This is a genomic window from Streptomyces spinoverrucosus (assembly GCF_015712165.1).
GTDB classification, from domain to species: domain Bacteria; phylum Actinomycetota; class Actinomycetes; order Streptomycetales; family Streptomycetaceae; genus Streptomyces; species Streptomyces spinoverrucosus_A.
Genome location: NZ_JADPZX010000001.1, coordinates 93,783 through 110,399 on the forward strand (window position 1 = coordinate 93,783; position 16,617 = coordinate 110,399).

The following is a 16,617-nucleotide window of genomic DNA, read 5'->3' on the forward strand; positions in this document are numbered from 1 at the left end:
GTGCGCAGCCAGGTGCTCCTACTCCGATTCCGGTCGCGGGCGCCACGTGCCGTCGAGCGGAACGCCGGCGGCCGCAGCGATCCGGTTGCGGGACTCGAGCAGGCGGGTCCGCAGCGCCGGCAAGTCCACGTCCACCAGTGCGCCGTCGCGTTTGACGACGCGGCCGGCGACGAGGACGGTGTCCACCAGGCCGGGATGGCCGGCGCTGACGATGGTGCCGGCCGGGTCGGTGACCGGGAACACGGTCAGGTCGTCGGTGCGCAGGAGGATGACGTCGGCGTCCTTACCGGGCGTGATGCTGCCCGTTCGGGCGTCGAGTCCGCACGACTGGGCGGCATCGACGGTGGCGAACTCCAGCAGGTCCCGGGAGCGCAGGCCGCCGTCCAGGCCGCGCTGCGCGGCGAAGGCCGTACGCATCGTGGAGAACATGTCGCCGCCGACCGACGGGACGTCGTCGATGGACAGCGTCGGGCGCAGGCCGGCGGCCAACACCCGGCCGGTCATCGGCGATCCGAACCCCATCTTCAACTCGACGTCCGGGCTGATCGACACCGAACTGCCCGCGTCGGCGAGCATCCGCAGCTCTTCGTCGCTGATCCCGTTGGCGTGCACGAACGTGGTGGTGACCCGCAGCAGACCGTGCTCGCGCAGATCGGCGACCGGGCGCTGCGTCCCGTCGGAGGCGATGTGCAGGCTGGTGCGCAGGCCGAGTTCGGCCGCCAGCTTCAGCTCCCGGGCGACGGTGTCCATGCCGGTGTCGTCGGCTCCGCGCAGGCCGAACGCCATGGTGACCAGGCCGTCCCCGGCCAGCTCGGAGCGGACACGGCGGATGTCGGCGTCGACGGGGTCGGGGGTGCCCCACCCGGCGCCGAGGCAGAAGATCGACCGTCCCGGCGCGTCCCGCAGCGCGGCGATGGCTGCGTCCTCGTGCTCGGGGCCCTGCGCGACGTGGTACCAGTCCAGCATCGTGGTCACGCCAGTGTGCAGGGCCTCCAGGCGGCCGAGCAGGGTGCCCGCGTAGACGTCCTCGGGCTGGTAGTGGGGTTTGACGGTGCCGTGCATGGCCACCGCCCACTCGGGGAACGTCCAGTCCGCGCCGACGCCTCGGAACGCGGTCTGCCAGGTGTGGCGGTGGTTGTCGACGAAGCCGGGCATGACGATCCGGTCGGTCGCGTCGATCACCTCGGCGTCCGGCGCGTCGATGCGCTCGGCCACCTCGACGATCACGCCGTCCTCGATCAGCACGTCACCGCGGGGGAGATCGCCGACAGCCGGGTCCATGGTGACCACGGTGCCGCCAGTGAGCAGCGTCTTCATGGGATGAACTCCTTCACATGCGCTTTCGGATTGTTCGAGATCATGTTGTGGTGGCCGCCGCGGCTCTGCTGGCGAACGACGCGGTTCTTCTCGCGGCCGCGCAGACCAGCCGCGGGCGCTCAGGGCCTTCTGCCGCAGGCGGCCGATGAGGGAGAGCGCCATCGCCAGGCCGCCGGTGAAGTACAGCTGCACGCGGGTGCCGGGCCGGCGCGCCATGAGGCCAGGATCGCCAGGACTGCGGCCGGCGGAATCCAGTCCGGCCGGCGCAATCCAGGTCGGGGCCGGGAAAGCCGACATCTTCACGACCAGCTTCTCGGGCGCCCCCGCTCCAGCCGCCGGCGCATCCGCAGCCGGGCGGCGGCGATGGAGCCCCCACCTCGAGCACGGCCGAACCGACCATGTTGAGCAGCCAGACGAAGACGTCTCGGCAGGCGTGCAACGGCGTCGCCGCTGCGGCGCGAACGGTCGCTCAGGTGGTCGCGGCTTCGGCGCAAACCGTGGCTCGGTGGTCGCGGCCTCGGCGCAAACCGTCACTCAGGTGGCCGCGGCCTCGGCGCAAACCGTGGCTCAGGTGGCCGCGGCCTCGGCGTAAACCGTCACTCAGGTGGTCGCGGCCTCGGCGCAAACCGTCACTCAGGTGGCCGCGGCCTCGGCGCGAACCATCGCTCAGGTGGCCGCGGCCTCGGCGAGCACCGCGTCGGCCGCGGCGAGCGCGTCGGCGACCAGGTCGGCCGTGTCCTCCGTGCCCGCGGCCAGCCGGACCAGGCCCAGCGGAACCGACTCCGCGAGCTGTTCCTCGCTGAGCATCCCGCGCCACATGGACGCCGGATGCACGGCCAGCGATTCCACGCCGCCGAGGCTGGCCGACCGGCGGGGGTAGCGGAGCCGACCGAGGAAGGCGTCGGCCATCCCAAAACCACCGGCGAACTCGATGCCGAGCACCCCGCCGAAGCCGCTCATCTGGTCGGCGGCCAGCGTGTGCTGCGGGTGGGTCGCCAGACCGGGATAGTGCACCTTCGCCACTGCTGGATGCTCGTTCAGCGCCTCCGCGAGCGCCAGGCCGTTGGCGTTGTGCCGCGGCACCCGCAGCGGCAGGGTGCGCATGCCGCGCAGCAGCAGCCACGCGTCGATCGGGCCGAGCGTGGCACCGGTGAGCAGGCCGACGTCCCAGACGCGGTCCAGGATCTCCGCCGACCCGGCCAGCACTCCGGCGGAGACGTCCGAATGGCCGTTGAGGTACTTCGTCGCACTGTGCCAGACCAGATCGATGCCGAAGTCCGCCGGTCGCTGGTTCAGCGGAGTGGCGAAGGTGTTGTCCGCCATGGTCAGCACGTTGTGCGCGCGGGCCAGATCCGCTACGGCGCGCAGGTCGGTGATCTGCAGCAGCGGATTGCTCGGGGATTCCACCAGGATCAGGCGGGTCTGCGGGGTCAGTGCCTTCGCGAACGCCTCCGGGTCGGTCTGGTCCACCAGGGTGGTCGACACGCCGAGGCGCGGCAGCAGGTTGAGCAGCACCGACGCCGTGCCCCCGTAGGTGGACTTCTGCCCGATGACGTGGTCTCCCGCGGACACCAGGGCCAGCACGGCGGTGGTGACCGCGGCCATCCCGGACGCGGTGACCATGGCCGCCTCGGTGTTCTCCAGTTCGGCGACGACGGCGGCGACCTGTGCGTGGTTCGGGTTGCCGAAGCGGGTGTAGAAGTCCTTGCCCCGCGGGTCGACGGCGACCTGCGCGAACGTCTCCGCATCCTCGGCCGAGAACGTCGCCGTCTGGTAGATGGGCGGTGCCACGGCACGGCTGGGATGGACGTCGCGATCGGCGTGAACGGTGATGGTGCTCTTGCCCGGCATGGCTGCCCTTCCGTGGACCGTAAATGTGACTCCTTGAAGCGTGGTCGATCGGCACTCTGATGTGACCGGATCTCGGCAACTTTGGCAGCAAATTGCGCTCAGAGCAGGCGCACGATTGTGATAGGCGGGCTACCGGCGCAATAATCTGCCTCATGGATGAGGTGGACCGGTCGATTCTGGCCGTGCTCGAACAGCACGGCCGTATCAGCAACAGCGAGCTCGCCGCCCGGGTCGGCCTGTCGCCGTCACCCTGCCTGCGGCGCGTGCGTCAGCTGGAGGAGGCCGGGGTCATCCGCGGTTACCGGGCACTGATCGATCCCGCCGCGGTCGGCCGCGGTCTGCGCGTGTTCGCGGGTGTCCGGCTGATGCGGCACACCCGCCCGGACGTGGTCGCGTTCGAGCGTGAGGTCACCCGGCTGCCCGAGGTGGTCGCCTGCCACCACATCACCGGCAACTTCGACTACCTGCTCCAGGTCGAGGTCGCCGACCTGCCCGCCTACGAGGACTTCCACGCCAACCAGTTGGCCACCCTGCCCGGCGTGGCCACGGTGACCAGCTACGTCAGCATGAAGACGCTCTCCCCCGACGCCACGTGACGTCCCGTCGCGATGCCGGTGGTCCCGCGCATGGATCGCCGCGTAGCCGCCCGCGCTCCGGCGACTGCTGCGGAAGCGCGGGCGGCGGGACGGGTGAGTCGGTGGAGCGGTGGAGCGGTGGAGCGGTGGAGCGGTGGAGCGGTCAGAGAGTGATGGTGCCGCGGATGCAGATGGTTGCGGTGCCGCTGACCCAGATGGTGCCGTCCGTATCGGCGGTGATCTCGATACTCGCGGCCCGTCCCAGTCTCGTGCCCTGGGAGACCCGGTAGGTGGAGGGTGCGGCGCCGGTGGAGGTGAGCCACTGACCGACGGCGGCGTTCATGCTGCCGCACGCGGGGTCCTCGGGCACGCCGGCGCCAGGGGCGAAGGTGCGCATCTCGAACTGGTGCGGGGATCCGTCGGGATAGGCCCCGATCGCGCCGACCATGGCTGTCGGGATGAGGGCCAGGTCGGGTTCGAGGGCGAGGACCTCCTCGGCAGTGGGTAGGTGGATCACGGCCCAGCCGGGACCGTTGTCGACCCACTGGTGGGCCACGACTCGGTCACGCGTGATGCCGAATGCGGCCACGATCCGGTGCAGATAGTCGTCGTCAAGCGCGCCCTCACGAACGCGAGGCGGGGCGGCGAAGGACAGAGTGTCCTCGCCGCGGCGCACGGTGACCAGGCCGGCGGCGCACTCCTGCACGATGCGGTCGGCATGCTGCGGTACGCCACCACCGTCCAGCCAGGCGCGCGCGGAGCCGAGGGTGGGGTGCCCGGCGAACGGGAGTTCACCCTGGGGAGTGAAGATCCGCAACCGGTAGTCCGCCTCAGGGGCGGTGGGGGGCAGCACAAACGTCGTCTCGGACAGATTCGTCCAACGCGCCAGGCGCTGCATCTCCTCATCGGTCAGGTCCGTCCCGTCCAGAACGACCGCGACCGGGTTGCCGGAATAGGGGCTCGTGGAAAACACGTCGACCTGCACGAACGAGCGGGTACGCGGCATGGTCATCAGGGGCGCCTTTCAAGCGGCTGCAACGGAATCTGTACGTCCCACCCGTCGGCGGAAGCAGGTCCATCACAACGGGCGCCCGCGCGGCCAGGACAGGGCCAGCCACAACAAAGTGGATTGATTGGCCGGGCCCTGAGCTGAGGATGGGTCGTAGACCCGTGGTGGTCCAGGACAAGTCGTCGGCAGTGGCCACCGCACACTCACGCCTGCACGACCTCGCGCCACGCGTCGCCGCCGGGGTGAAGGTGGCACGCAGGTTCTCCTCGCAGCACAGGCGGGCGGGGTTGGCGGTATTCAGGGTGAGGGTTTCGGCGTAGGTGACGGGATGTTCGGGGCCCTTGGGGCCGATGACGGTCCGGCGGGCGGGTGGTCCAGCCACAGACGAAGCACATGTCGCAGACCAGTCCTCAGAGCCAACAGAGCTCGACGAGGCGCCGGTTCAGAGAAGTGACCAGGCCAAACGAGATGGCGCCGGACCAGATCGTGTGGTGGCATGACGAACCTCCACACTAGCCCCGAGCATGGCCGACGTACCGGACCAGCGGCGCCGCACCCGCGGCGCGCGGTTGCGCCGGAGATGCCGCGGACCCCACCGACAGCGACCAAAGCGACTGCAGCACCGATCCCCTTGCGAACCCGTCGAACGGCTCATCCGGATATCGGCGACCGCAGACGGCAGATCATGGCGCGAACGCGGAACTGGTGGGTGTGGGCTACTGCGTCAGTGTTCCGATCGCCTGCTCGGCCATCTGGATACCGACCGTCGCAGCCATGGTCGCCGCGCTTCCAGCAACCGGTCCTTGATCCGACCAGCTAGCCGACGCAGCTCACTCTCCTCGGGATTGCCCGAGGTGGCTTCCTCGTGCAGTTCCTCAGTCACGCGCTCCAGTTCCACACGATCCGGCTCGTCCAAGCCTGTTGTAGACGGTGACCGGGTCACGTCGTTTCCCTCGTCCTGAGTCCTCCGCGTACTTGGGCATGAGTTCCAGCAGCCCTGCCAGGTAGGCGCCACCGCCTCGAAATAGTCGCCCTGCCCGAGGCCTTTGAGCTGCCCCGAGTTTCGTAGAGTCCGATCTTGATTGGTTCAGGCGGACTGCGGGGTTTGCTCCTGGCTGCGCCAGAAGGCTTCCTCGTACTCGGCCGGCGGCACGTAGTCGAGCGCGGAGTGAAGACGCTCTTCGTTGTACCAGGTGATCCACTGGAAGATCGCCCGCTCGACCTGGTCGACGTCCTTCCAGGGTCCCTGCATCTCGATCAGCTCGGCCTTGAAGGTGCCGTTCAGCGCCTCGGCCATCGCGTTGTCATACGAGTCCGCGACGGAGCCGACGGAGGCTGAGGCGCCGATGTCGGCGAGCCGGTCGGTATACCGAATTGATACGTATTGCGACCCGCGATCGCTGTGGTGTATCAGTCCGGAGTCCTTCTTGATCCGACGCCGCCAGAGCGCCATCTCCAGGGCGTCCAGAGGGAGTTCGGTCCGCATGTGGTTCGCGACCTGCCAGCCGACGATCATCCGCGAGTACACATCCAGGACGAACGCCACATACGCCCATCCCGACCAGGTGCGGACATACGTCATGTCCGCGACCCACAGCTGATCGGGCCGGGAGGCGGTGAAGTCGCGGTCGACCAGGTCCGGCGGACGCGGCGCCGACGGTTCCGGAATCGTGGTCCGACGCCGCCGGCCACGGATGACGCCCTCCAGGCCCAGCTCGGCCATCAGCCTCTCGACGGTGCAGCGGGCCACCCCGTGGCCCTTGCGCCGAAGCGCGCGGGTGATCCGGCGGGCGCCATAGGTGCCGCCCGACTCCGCGTGGACCTCCTCGATCAGCGGCATGAGCTGCTCGTCCCGGAGCCGGCGGGCCGACTTCGGCCGCTTCTTGCGGGCGAAGTACGTCGACGGCGACAGCTCCAGCACCCGGCAGACGGGATCGACCCCAAGGCCCCTCTCGCGCAGGTGGTCGATCACCTGCTCGGCCTCGTCCGGGGACGGTCGATCTCCTGGGCAAAAAACACCGAGGCGGCTTTCAAGATCTCGTTCGCCCGCCGCAACTCCGCTACCTCTTTCCGGAGTTGCTTCAACTCGTCCAGCTCGGCGGTGGTGAGCCGGTCGTCCCGCTCGCCGCGGTCGGCCTCGGCCTGGCGGACCCAGCCTCGCAGGGCTTCCTTGTGGATGCCGAGGTCCTTCGCGACGTGCGCGATCGGGCGGCCGGTGGTGCGGACCTCGCGAATCGCGCGCTCGCGCAGTTCGTCCGGATATTTACGGGGTGCTGCCATGGTGCTGGTGGATCTCCTTCGCCAGGACCGTAACCCTGGCATCAGGGACTCCACAAATCTCAGTACAGCTCACTTCCACAAATCTGATCCCGTCGGTCGCGGCTCGGTATCGCGCGCAGACCTCCGTTGTGAGAAACGTGCCCAGCGACTCCTCGAAGAGCTGGGTCAACGCAGGTCCAGGCTTAGAACTCCTAACGAAATGATCTTCGAGGTGGTTGGATCACTCCGAGACTGGTGATCTGGGGGTGCGGGTGGCTCGGCCGAAGCCGTGGGAAGTCGACGACGAGCTGTGGGCGGTGATCGAGCCGCTGTTGCCGAAGGTTGAGCGCCGGATACGGCATCCGGGTCGCAAGCGGCATCCGGACCGGCTGGTGTTCCAGGGCATCCTGTTCGTGCTGCACACCGGAATCACCTGGGAACACCTGCCGCAGGAACTCGGCTTCGGCTCGGGCATGACCTGCTGGCGCCGCCTGGCCGAGTGGACCGAGGACGGCGTGTGGCCCCGACTGCACGAGGTCCTCCTCGCCGACCTCCGCGCCGCGAACGCCCTGGACCTCTCCCGGGCGGCGGTCGACGGCTCCCACATCCGGGCGTTAAAGGGGAGCCAAGACCGGACGAAGCCCTGTCGACCGGGGCAGGACGGGCAGCAAGCACCACCTGATCACCGACGCCACGGGCATTCCGCTCGCCGCGCCCCTGACCGGCGGCAACCGCAACGATGTCACCCAGCTGATCCCGCTCCTGCAGGCCGTACCGCCCGTGCGGGGCAAGCGCGGCCGGCCCCCGGCGCCGCCCGGATGTGGTGCTGGCCGACCGCGGCTACGACCACGACAAGTACCGCCGCCTGGTCTGGGACCTCGGCGTGAAGCCGCAGATCGCCGGCCGCGGCACCGAGCACGGCTCCGGCCTGGGCACCCAACGCTGGGTCGTCGAGCGAGCGTTCGCCCACCTGCACTGGTTCCGCCGCCTGCGCATCCGCTGGGAGATACGCGATGACATCCACGAAGCCTTCCTCAGCCTCGCTTGCAGCATCATCTGCTGGCGACGGCTGAAGAAGCTCCAGCCGACTTAACTGTCGTTGTCCTTGGCGGCCCTGAAGCCGCGATCTTGGATCACCGGGAAGACTTGCTGTGTGGTGGTGATCCAGGCATCGATGTCGGCATGGGACGACCTGATGGCGCTGATCAGCGCCTCGATCACGTCCAGCTTCGGCTTGCCGACGTTCAGGCTGAGCTCGTCCATCGACACCTCCTGGTACGACATGACCAGCTGCCACCAGAACCGCATGAGGCAGCGGCATTCCTGCGGGTCACGGTCGTCTGCGAGGCGATCATGAATGACCCTCTGGACGCGCCGCCGCTGCTCATCATCACGAAAGCCGTTGTTGAGGTCGGTCAAGGCCACGTCCGGACAGTAGCAACCGCGCTCGTTCACGACCCCCGGCGTAGCCCTCAAGTCCGCGTGGAGCATTCCGTTAGGAGTTCTTAGAGGATGTCTCACGTGGTGAGTTTGGCGAGTCTCTTGTAGCAGGTGAGGGCTGCGGCGAGGCCGAGGAAAGCGAGGAAGTGGCTGCCTTTTCGCTCGTACCGGACAGTGAGGCGGCGGTAGCCAAGGAGCCAGGCGATCGACCGCTCGATCTTCCAGCGGTGCCGGCCAAGTCGCTCACCGGACTCGATGCCGGGCCGGGCGATCCGAGGAACGAGGCGGCGATCGCGGAGCCAGCGCAGGTGTTTCGCGGAGTAGTACGCCTTATCCGCGCGGACCTTCACCGGTCGGCTGCGGCTGGGTCCGCGCCGGGAGCGGACGGCCGGTATCCCCAGGATGAGCGGCGTGAACGCCTGGCTGTCGTGCAGGTTCGCACCCGACACCGCCACGACCAGCGGCAGGCCCTGCCCCTCGGACAGCACGTGTAATTTGCTGCCCTTCTTACCGCGATCGACCGGATTCGGCCCGGTCAGCGAGCCCCCCTTTTTTGCCCGCACCGACGCGGCATCGACGATCACGGACGACCAGTCCAACTCACCCCTGGCGCCGAGTTCGTCCAGCACCGCCCGGTGCAGTCTGCGCCACAGCCCGGCCTCGGTCCACACGCTGAACCGACAGTGCGCGGTGGTCGGCGATACACCGAACGACTCGGGCAGATACCGCCACGCACACCCACTCGTCAGTATGTACGCCACAGCCGTGAACACCGCCCGCTCGTCACGCGGAGCGGTCCCGCCACCTTGTGGTCGAGCCGCGAACGACGGCAGTAGCGGGGCGACCAGCTCCCAGAGCTCATCAGGAACCAGACGCTTCGACAGATCAGCCCTCACGGCCGCCATCATGCCGCTCGAACCTCAAGTCACGTGGCACAGACCTCTATGCTCTGGCCGATGCGGCCGATCTGGCGGCCTGCTCGATCTTCGCGTAGTAGGCGGCGCGGGCTTCCTCATCGATCTGCATCTCATGTTCGGGGCGCATCCCGGTTCGGCCGTCGACGCCTTCGCGCAGGATGTCGGCGTGCCCGGCATGCCGGTTGGTCTCGCCGAGGACGTGGACCATGACGGCGAACAGGTTCGTGTTGGAATGGGGATCCGGCCACCAGGGCACGTGGCCGGGGGCATCGAGGGGAAACTCGTTGATCGTCGCGTCCGAGTGTTCCCACGTCCGCCGGTAGAACTCGATGATCTGATCGCGGGTCTCGCCCTCAGTCGCCCACAGATCGCTGCCGTCGTAGTCCTGCCACCGGGGCAGCGGTTCCGGGAAAGGGCGGTCGAAGACCTCGCCAAAGTACCTGGCCTCGACGCTGGCCACGTGTTTGACCAGGCCGAGGAGGTTGCTCCCGGTCACTGTCAACGGTCGGCGGGCGTCGTATTCGGACAAACCGTCGAGCTTCCAGAGCAGCGCCTCGCGGTCCCGCCGCAGTCTCCCGTGCAGGTTGTCCTTCGCGAATTCATCGATCACGCAGCATGAGCCTGCCATGGGGTAGTCGCGGCCTCAAGATCCCGTGCGTGGACTGCAACAACCGGCAGAGCCGCAGTCTGGCTGGCTTTGTTCATGTTCAGCAGCAGCGATTGTCTGCCGGTTTGGGCGTCAGTTGGTGATCACTGCGCCTCGGAATGTTCACGAGAGATAGCGTCAGCGCATGGACCAGCGTGGCCTGGACCGCTGGCTCGGGTGGCAGGGGGAGATGTTGGAGCCCCGGAGAGACGTTCGCCGCCTGCCGCCTAACCTCTCCTCTTGGGGGTGGGATTATGGAAAAGTCGATCTTGGTTGAGTCGATCAGGTACTCCGCTGTGTGCCAGGAGTGCGGCGCCGAGGCAGAGTCGTGCGGTGTTCAGGCGCTGGTGGGCGAGGTGCTGAGGTGGGATGTTGAGTCGACGTGTCCGGCCTGCGGGTTTGCCCTGGCTGTGTGTGGCGATGACCTGTCGGAGGAACTGCGTGGCCGACTGCTCTCCGAGCACGGGCGGGCAAGGTTGCGGGTAGCCCCGCCGACGAAGAACGCCGCCATCATGCGGGTGCTGCGGGCGGAATTCGGCATCGGCCTCGACGGCGTCCGGGCTGTGCTGGAGCAGGTCTTGACCGGGCAGTACTCCGGGACCCTGCCCGAGATGGAGCTCCTGGCGCGGAAGCTGCGGGCATCAGGCATCGAAGCGGCCGCTTCACGGACGGCGGATTGAGTGAACCTGCCGGGCGGAACGACTGGGTTCGGCGAGGAAGGCCCGGCGCCCGGAGGGCGGCGGGCCGTCGAGGTAGGTAGCGGCAGGGATCAGCCGGCCTTGGCCGACTCCTCGGCGCGGGCTCGGGTGCTGGCGAGGCGGTAGGAGTCGGTGCCGGTCTCGATGATGGTGCCGTTGAAGGTGAGGCGGTCGACGATGGCCGCGCAGAGGCGGGGGTCGGTGAACGTCTTGGTCCAGCCGCCGAAGGACTCGTTGGAGGCGATGGCGACGCTGTTCTTCTCTTCGCGTTCAGTCAGCACCTGAAAGAGGAGTTCGGCGCCGCGGCGGTCCAGTTCCATGTAACCGAGTTCGTCGATGCAGAGCAGGTCGACGCGGCCGTAGCGGGCGATCGTCTTGGAGAGCTGCTTCTCGTCGGCGGCCTCGACGAGCTCGTTGACCAGCTTCGTGGCCAGCACGTACTTGACCCGGTAGCCGGCCATCGCGGCCTCGGTGCCGAGCGCGATCAGCATGTGGGACTTGCCGGTCCCGGAGTCGCCGATCAGGCAGAGCGGCTGGCTCTTCTTGATCCATTCGCAGCTGGCGAGTGTGTGGATGGTGGCCGCGTCGATGTTCGGGTTCGCGTCGAAGTCGAAGGTCCGCAACGACTTGTCCCGGGGGAACCCGGCCGCCTTGATCCGCCGTTCCGAACGGCGCCGGGACCGGTCGTCGCACTCGGCCATCAGCAGCTCGGCCAGGAAGCCGCGGTAGGTCATCTGGTCCTTCAACGCCCGGTCGGCGATGTCGGAGAACTCGTTTCTGATCGAGGGGAGCCGCAGCAGGCGGCAGGCGGTGTCGATGGCCGTGTTGGCGGCCTGCTCGGTCAATCCTCGCTGGCGGGGCAGGGTCACTGTGCTTCTCCCTCGCGGTGTTCACCGCCGCTGGCGCGGCGGCGGCGGAGCAGTTGGTCGTAGTGGGTCACCGAGGGCAGCGGCCTGGTGTCCGGGGGGAGATGCGCGAGCCGCCACTCGTGCAGAAACGTCACGGTGGCCGCGCCGCCGGCGTCCGCCGGCGAAGGATGCCTGGCGGGCTCGTCCTCGGCCTGGGCGACCTTGCGGGCCTCCAGCGCGACCGCGTCCGCAGTCAGGGCCCCGGCCCGCAGAGCCATCGCGAGGCCGGCGACCAAGTGCTCGTGCGAGACGTGGCGGGCCAGCAGCAACACCTCGATCAAGGCCCTGGTGCCAGCGGTGTCTCCGTGAGCCTTGACCGCTGCGGCCCACCAGGCGTCGTGGACCGGGGTGAACTTGCCCGCCGAGCGGGCCTGTTCGAGCGCCGTCGCGCCGGGGAAGGCTCCCGGCTTGCGGATCAGGGCCTCCAGGTAGTGGTCCAGATCCAGGCGGCAGCCGCCCTTCGCGATCAGACGCTCGTGCCGGGCCACTTCCACGTTCCGGTCGTAAACCACCAGGTGAGACGCGTGCAGCACGACCCGGACCCGCTTGCCGATCAGCCGGACCGGCACCGAGTAACGGTTTGTGCGGACCGCGATCTGGCTGTAGCGGTCGACCCTCGGAGTGAAGAGCCGGCCTGTCTCGAACGGCTCCTCGGGCAGCGGCATCAGCAGCGGCCGCTCGACCTGGAAGTACTCGTCGATCGTCCGCGGCCGCGAACCGATCCGGCGCCGTCCGTCCCGCAGGTCCCACTGATCGACGAGCTCGTTCAGCTCGGCCAGCGAGTCGACCTCGGGCACCGGCGTGAAGTGGTTGCGGCGGAAGTAGCCGATCTGCCCTTCGACTCCGCCTTTCTCGTGGGCGCCCTCGATGCCGGGCCGGCAGTAGAAGCTCTCGATCCCGAAGTGCGACCTGAACGCGATCCACCGGTCGGCCTCGACCCTCGCCCGGCTCAGCCCCAGCACCTGGGCGACGGCGGCCTTCAGGTTGTCGTAGCGGACCTTGCTCCGCGGGACTCCGCCCAGCGTTCGAAGCGCGTGCACGTGCCCTTCGAAGAACGCCTCCTGGCCGCAGGACGCGAAGACCCGGTGGACGGCCTTACCCGAGTAGGACAGACGGAAAGAGAACAAATAGCAGGTCACAAGCTCGCCAGCGAGCCGGACGGTCACGTCGCCGAAATCAACCTCGGCCTCCATGCCAGGCTGGTGGGTCTGCGGCACGAACGCCTCGACCGGCGCCTTCCCCGACTCGACGAGGATCTGCGGCTTCCGGTCAGCGACGTAGCGCCGGACCATCTGGTAGGAGACGTCCGCAGCATGTTCCTCGACCAAGCGGTGGAAGATCCGCGTGATCGTGTGCCGCTGCTTGCGCGGCGCGTCCAGATCCGCCAGGAGCATCCCGTCGATCAACGACTTGTACGGATCCAGGGCAGTCGGCCGCGGTGGCAACTGCTTCCTCGGCTCCGGCCAGACCGAGTCGACGGCCTTGCGGACCGTCCGCCACGACACGTTGTACTTGCGCTCGATCTCTCGAATCTTCATACCGCCGCGGTGGTCGCGACGGATCGCCGCGTACAGCTCGACCTTCGACATCTGCGGCATGACCAGGCCCTTTCACCAGAAGCATCCCGATGCTCCCGTGGCAAGCACCCCGGCGACTTCAAAACTCGTGAACATCACCCGACCGTGGATCTGGGCGCCTCCCAAACCCGTGAACAACGGGCTTCACAACCCGTGAACAAAGCCAGTCTGGCCATGGCCAGTGCCCTGAGCTGCCACAAGAAGCCGAGGAACTTGCCACGTGAGACAACGCCTTAGGGTGACCGGGCCCGTGGCCCGCACGGTGAGGTCCTCGGCGACCGCCTCCACCACGACTTCGTCCCGGAGCCGGGCGTAGGTGGGCGGATGCTTGGCTGGGGGGGGCGGGCGCGGCAGCGCCCCCGGCAGGTTGTCTGCCAGAGCGACACGTTTCGCACCTCCGGCAGTGTCGCCAGCGCCGGGTGGAGTTCTTCACCGATCCGGCGGACGCCTGTGAAACGGGCACCTCACTCCTGGACGCCCACAGCCAACGCTTCTCCAGGAACGGGCGCACGGCCTTCGGCGGAGTAGTTGTCAATACGTGTGGATCAGTTGAGTTCGCTCAGGCGGCGATAATGGCCTGTCCATCTTCCAGGGAAGCCCCGCTTTCGGCCGGTCGATGCGGGGGCGGACGCCTGTGCGAAGATCGCGGCGTGAACGATCTACGCTTCCGTCTCGCTGCCGACGCCGACCTTGCCGCCGTCGTGCGTCTGCGCGACGACGCGGCCCGCTGGATGCTTGCTCAAGGCGTTACTGGTCAGTGGCAGCCTGGTGAGCTGGGCGGGGACCACTTCCGCCGGATCATGGAGAGCGGGGAGGTATGGCTCGCGGAGGTTGCCGATCGTGTGGTCGGGGCTTGGGAGCTCTGGTGGGAGGACGAGGACGCCTGGGGGCCGCAGCCGCCGACGGCTGGCTATGTGCACCGGCTGATGGTGGACCGCAGAAGTGTCCCGCCCGGGACAGGGAGGCAGCTTCTGCGAGTCGCGGAGCGACGCGTGACCGAGGCGGGCCGGCCGTTGGTTCGTCTGGACTGCTTGGCCACCAACGCACGCCTGAGTGCGTACTACCTCAACGCCGGCTATCGGATTGTGGGACGCAAGGAGGGTAAGCCGCAGCCGGGCGGTACGCCCAAGTCGTTCACGCTCCTCGAAAAGTCCGTACGGGATGAGTTGAGGTAGGTCAAGCGGCGATGGCCTCGGGACGTTCAACGAGCTGGCCGCGTTCGAAGCGGGCTCCGGCGCGGACGAGGGCAACGAGGTGGGGGTCCGTTCACGGCCCGCCAGCGGGACTGGGCGGACTCGACGAGCTTGAAGACCATGGCCAGGGCGGCGGCCGCGCTGCCAGAGCCCTGGTGACCTTGGTCCGCAAGCGGACGGTGGCGAAGGTCGACTCAATCGGATTCGTGGTGCGCAAGTGGATCCAGTGCTCGGCGGGGAAGTCGTAAAACGCCGGCAGTTCGTCCGTGTCGTCGGTGATCTTCTTGACGGCCTTGGGGAACTTCGCGCCGTAACTCTTCTCGAACGCGGCGACGGCCTGCACACCGCCGTTTCGCCGGATGACGTGGTGAATGAGATCGAACGAAGCGGCCTGGCCGGCACCAGCGAGGCTCTGTCACCGGCTCCGCGAGGGTCAGTGGCAGTTCATTGGATCAGGTCGGTGTGCGGATGCTCGGGGGAAGTCGGGCAGACGTAGAGCTGCATATTGTCGGTGCTGCCGACTTCCACCTTGGTCGGCTGCGCAGGGTTCTGGCCGGCGCGATGACTGGCGGCGTAGGCGGCAGCTTCGTCCTCGTATGGCGCCCAGCCGCGCTTGCCGTAGTCCCATTCGAAGGAGGCAATGGCCAGCAGCGGGACCATCTGCACCTCGCAGACACTGCAGTATCGGGGACTGGGATCAGTGCGGCCCCACGGGGGCCAGCCGCCGACCTTCCAGCCGGGAGCGATTGCCAGATTGCCGTCGTAGAACTCCGCCGGACAGCTCGCGTACGAGCTGTCCACGCCGGCGCCGGCGGCCTGCCATCTGCTCCAGTCCCCCACCATCAGCCGCACCTCCGGGCTGAGATCGAGGCTGTGGGGATACTCGGTGATCGCTTCTGGCGCCAGTCGACAGGGCTCCGGCACGTAGCCGTCCCAGTCCGCCTCGTACGGGTCCGGCGGCAGAGCCAGGACATCGTCGACATCGGCCGCGGATCGCCAGAACAGCGCAGTGGCGGGCTTGGCATACGGTTCGTGGTCGTAGGGACACCACAGAACTTGGAGCACGTCGGCTTTCCCGGGCGGCCGCAGGAGAGGGACATCGCGCACGTACAGCTGGGCGACAGGCAGCATGGGGACTGGACTCTCCGCGGGCCAGGGAGGGCCGGCTTCGAGTCGCTCCATGAACGTTGCGTCGTTGCGGTGCTGGATCGCCGTCTCCTCCGGCGTGGAGTGAGGACCATGGGGATCACGGTGGAGTCGGGCTCGTCGGCGCCTCTCAAGGCGTATGTCTGCCGGCGACTTACTCCGTCCGGTGCCGCGGTGCACGGCTTCGCAGTGTGGCCAAGGCTCCTCAGCGGGCCACAGCAACGAGCCACCCACAGAGCTGTCCCGTACCGAGGGCGACCCGGCACGTGGATGCAGCCGAATCGCCGCACGGGCCAACGGAGCCAGCTCGGGAAAGACCGCGGTGACGTCGACAGGCCGCGGCGGAGTAGTACGTGCGAAGACCATACTGGCAATCTTGTCACCGGCCACTGACAAGGCCCCACAGCCTGAACGGCCGACAGGGACTGTCACTCTTCCCGCAGTTGTGGTCAGCCCGAGCCCCGCCAGGATCTCTTGACGATCAGCCTCCGTACGGTGCTCATGGTGGAACTCCTGGGCTTGAGCCGTTGCCGACACGACTCGTGCCGTGAGCTCGATGGCACCGACCCCGGGCTTCCTCGCAGTCGCCTTGAACCGGCTCACCAGCTCACCAGCTCAGACGCCGGTAGCAGATGAGCCCGCAAGTAGGCCGTCTCTGCTGGCTCGTGGTCGCTGGTCGACTCCTCAACACCGATGTAGTGACCGTGCTCGTCGCGATCGGCGGGGTCGTTACTTGGTGATCCGGTAGACGAAAGGCAGCAAGCTGCTCCCTGTGGTTGTTGACGACGCACGCGATCAGCGGTCGATCTCGTGACCGGAGAACGTAAGGCGGGATGCGGCAGCGCATTACCTGCATTTACTCGGAGGGCAGGGTCCCCGCCCGTACCCTCCAAGTCGCCGCGTTCGAGATGCAGATGGGCACTGAGCAGGCCGGACGCCTGCGCCGACCGCGGCGCGGGCCGCGATCGGGTCCACCGCCACCTTCTCTGGGCCCACCGAACGGGGGCTGCGGTCCGCTGTAGCTCTCTACCTCCAGGCGCACGCAGGGGCTTTACCGAGAGCATGGTCAGGACGGGACGCC

13 protein-coding genes and 2 pseudogenes are annotated in these 16,617 nt (G+C 68.0%); 4 read left to right on the plus strand and 11 right to left on the minus strand.

From position 1 onward, the window contains the following. Window positions 1-18 precede the first annotated feature (18 nt). A complete protein-coding gene (locus I2W78_RS00460) occupies window positions 19-1,317 on the minus strand; it encodes an amidohydrolase family protein (RefSeq protein WP_196455939.1) in 1,299 nt (432 codons plus the stop codon). Window positions 1,318-1,983: 666 nt separating this feature from the next. Then, complete coding sequence (locus I2W78_RS00465; protein WP_196455941.1) at window positions 1,984-3,168, minus strand: trans-sulfuration enzyme family protein; 1,185 nt, start codon at window positions 3,166-3,168, stop codon at window positions 1,984-1,986. 152 nt (window positions 3,169-3,320) lie between these two features. Here I2W78_RS00465 and I2W78_RS00470 point away from each other — a divergent pair, with 152 nt between their 5' ends. Beyond that, entirely contained in the window at window positions 3,321-3,764 is a 444-nt protein-coding gene (locus I2W78_RS00470) for an Lrp/AsnC family transcriptional regulator (RefSeq protein ID WP_196455943.1), read from the plus strand. Window positions 3,765-3,906: 142 nt separating this feature from the next. Here I2W78_RS00470 and I2W78_RS00475 read toward each other — a convergent pair whose 3' ends face one another. After that, window positions 3,907-4,755 carry a PhzF family phenazine biosynthesis protein gene (locus I2W78_RS00475; RefSeq protein WP_196455945.1) on the minus strand — a complete coding sequence of 283 codons (849 nt, stop codon included), beginning with the start codon at window positions 4,753-4,755 and terminating at the stop codon, window positions 3,907-3,909. Between the two features lie 1,084 nt (window positions 4,756-5,839). After that, window positions 5,840-7,032 (minus strand): IS3 family transposase gene (locus I2W78_RS00480; protein ID WP_196455809.1). Its coding sequence is split into 2 segments (ribosomal slippage): window positions 5,840-6,768 and window positions 6,768-7,032, totalling 1,194 coding nucleotides; the frame shifts between segments, so codons are not numbered across the junction. 251 nt (window positions 7,033-7,283) lie between these two features. On the opposite strand from I2W78_RS00480, the pseudogene I2W78_RS00485 reads away from it, so the two are divergent. Further along, window positions 7,284-8,104, plus strand: a pseudogene (locus tag I2W78_RS00485) (IS5 family transposase). On the opposite strand, the gene I2W78_RS00490 reads toward I2W78_RS00485, so the two are convergent. The 3 genes from I2W78_RS00490 to I2W78_RS00500 all read right to left on the minus strand — a co-directional run bounded on the left by I2W78_RS00490 (window position 8,101) and on the right by I2W78_RS00500 (window position 9,978). After that, window positions 8,101-8,436 carry a hypothetical protein gene (locus I2W78_RS00490; RefSeq protein WP_196455946.1) on the minus strand — a complete coding sequence of 112 codons (336 nt, stop codon included), beginning with the start codon at window positions 8,434-8,436 and terminating at the stop codon, window positions 8,101-8,103. The pseudogene I2W78_RS00485 and the gene I2W78_RS00490 overlap by 4 nt on opposite strands. A 92-nt stretch (window positions 8,437-8,528) precedes the next feature. Next, a complete protein-coding gene (locus tag I2W78_RS00495) occupies window positions 8,529-9,347 on the minus strand; it encodes an IS5 family transposase (RefSeq protein WP_196455948.1) in 819 nt (272 codons plus the stop codon). 46 nt (window positions 9,348-9,393) lie between these two features. After that, a complete protein-coding gene (locus I2W78_RS00500; RefSeq protein WP_196455950.1) occupies window positions 9,394-9,978 on the minus strand; it encodes a DinB family protein in 585 nt (194 codons plus the stop codon). Window positions 9,979-10,268: 290 nt separating this feature from the next. Between I2W78_RS00500 and I2W78_RS00505 the strand changes: the two genes are divergently transcribed. Beyond that, entirely contained in the window at window positions 10,269-10,694 is a 426-nt protein-coding gene (locus I2W78_RS00505; protein WP_230885277.1) for a hypothetical protein, read from the plus strand. Between the two features lie 89 nt (window positions 10,695-10,783). On the opposite strand, the gene istB is transcribed toward I2W78_RS00505, so the two are convergent. Continuing rightward, on the minus strand, window positions 10,784-11,581 hold the full coding sequence (gene istB / locus I2W78_RS00510) for an IS21-like element helper ATPase IstB (RefSeq protein WP_196455952.1): 798 nt from the start codon (window positions 11,579-11,581) through the stop codon (window positions 10,784-10,786). Next, window positions 11,578-13,209, minus strand: coding sequence for an IS21 family transposase (istA, locus tag I2W78_RS00515; RefSeq protein ID WP_196464333.1), 1,632 nt, complete (start codon window positions 13,207-13,209; stop codon window positions 11,578-11,580). The genes istB and istA overlap by 4 nt, the downstream gene beginning before the upstream one ends. Window positions 13,210-13,847: 638 nt before the next feature. Between istA and I2W78_RS00520 the strand changes: the two genes are divergently transcribed. Further along, window positions 13,848-14,372: a GNAT family N-acetyltransferase gene (locus tag I2W78_RS00520; RefSeq protein ID WP_196455954.1), complete on the plus strand. Its 525-nt coding sequence runs from the start codon at window positions 13,848-13,850 to the stop codon at window positions 14,370-14,372. 1 nt (window position 14,373) lies between these two features. Here the strand turns inward: I2W78_RS00520 and I2W78_RS00525 are convergent. Together I2W78_RS00525 and I2W78_RS00530 are read right to left on the minus strand one after the other, a co-directional pair. After that, window positions 14,374-14,739, minus strand: a pseudogene (locus I2W78_RS00525) (transposase); the annotation flags it as partial. Between the two features lie 95 nt (window positions 14,740-14,834). Then, on the minus strand, window positions 14,835-15,902 hold the full coding sequence (locus I2W78_RS00530; protein ID WP_196455956.1) for a hypothetical protein: 1,068 nt from the start codon (window positions 15,900-15,902) through the stop codon (window positions 14,835-14,837). Window positions 15,903-16,617: the final 715 nt, after the last annotated feature.

Coding starts and splice junctions, on each gene's coding strand:
- I2W78_RS00460 (WP_196455939.1), bottom strand. CDS start 1,317: ATGAAGACGCTGCTCACTGGCGGCACCGTGGTCACCATGGACCCGGCT.
- I2W78_RS00465 (WP_196455941.1), bottom strand. CDS start 3,168: ATGCCGGGCAAGAGCACCATCACCGTTCACGCCGATCGCGACGTCCAT.
- I2W78_RS00470 (WP_196455943.1), top strand. CDS start 3,321: ATGGATGAGGTGGACCGGTCGATTCTGGCCGTGCTCGAACAGCACGGC.
- I2W78_RS00475 (WP_196455945.1), bottom strand. CDS start 4,755: ATGACCATGCCGCGTACCCGCTCGTTCGTGCAGGTCGACGTGTTTTCC.
- I2W78_RS00505 (WP_230885277.1), top strand. CDS start 10,269: ATGGAAAAGTCGATCTTGGTTGAGTCGATCAGGTACTCCGCTGTGTGC.
- istA (WP_196464333.1), bottom strand. CDS start 13,209: ATGTCGAAGGTCGAGCTGTACGCGGCGATCCGTCGCGACCACCGCGGC.
- I2W78_RS00530 (WP_196455956.1), bottom strand. CDS start 15,902: ATGGTCTTCGCACGTACTACTCCGCCGCGGCCTGTCGACGTCACCGCG.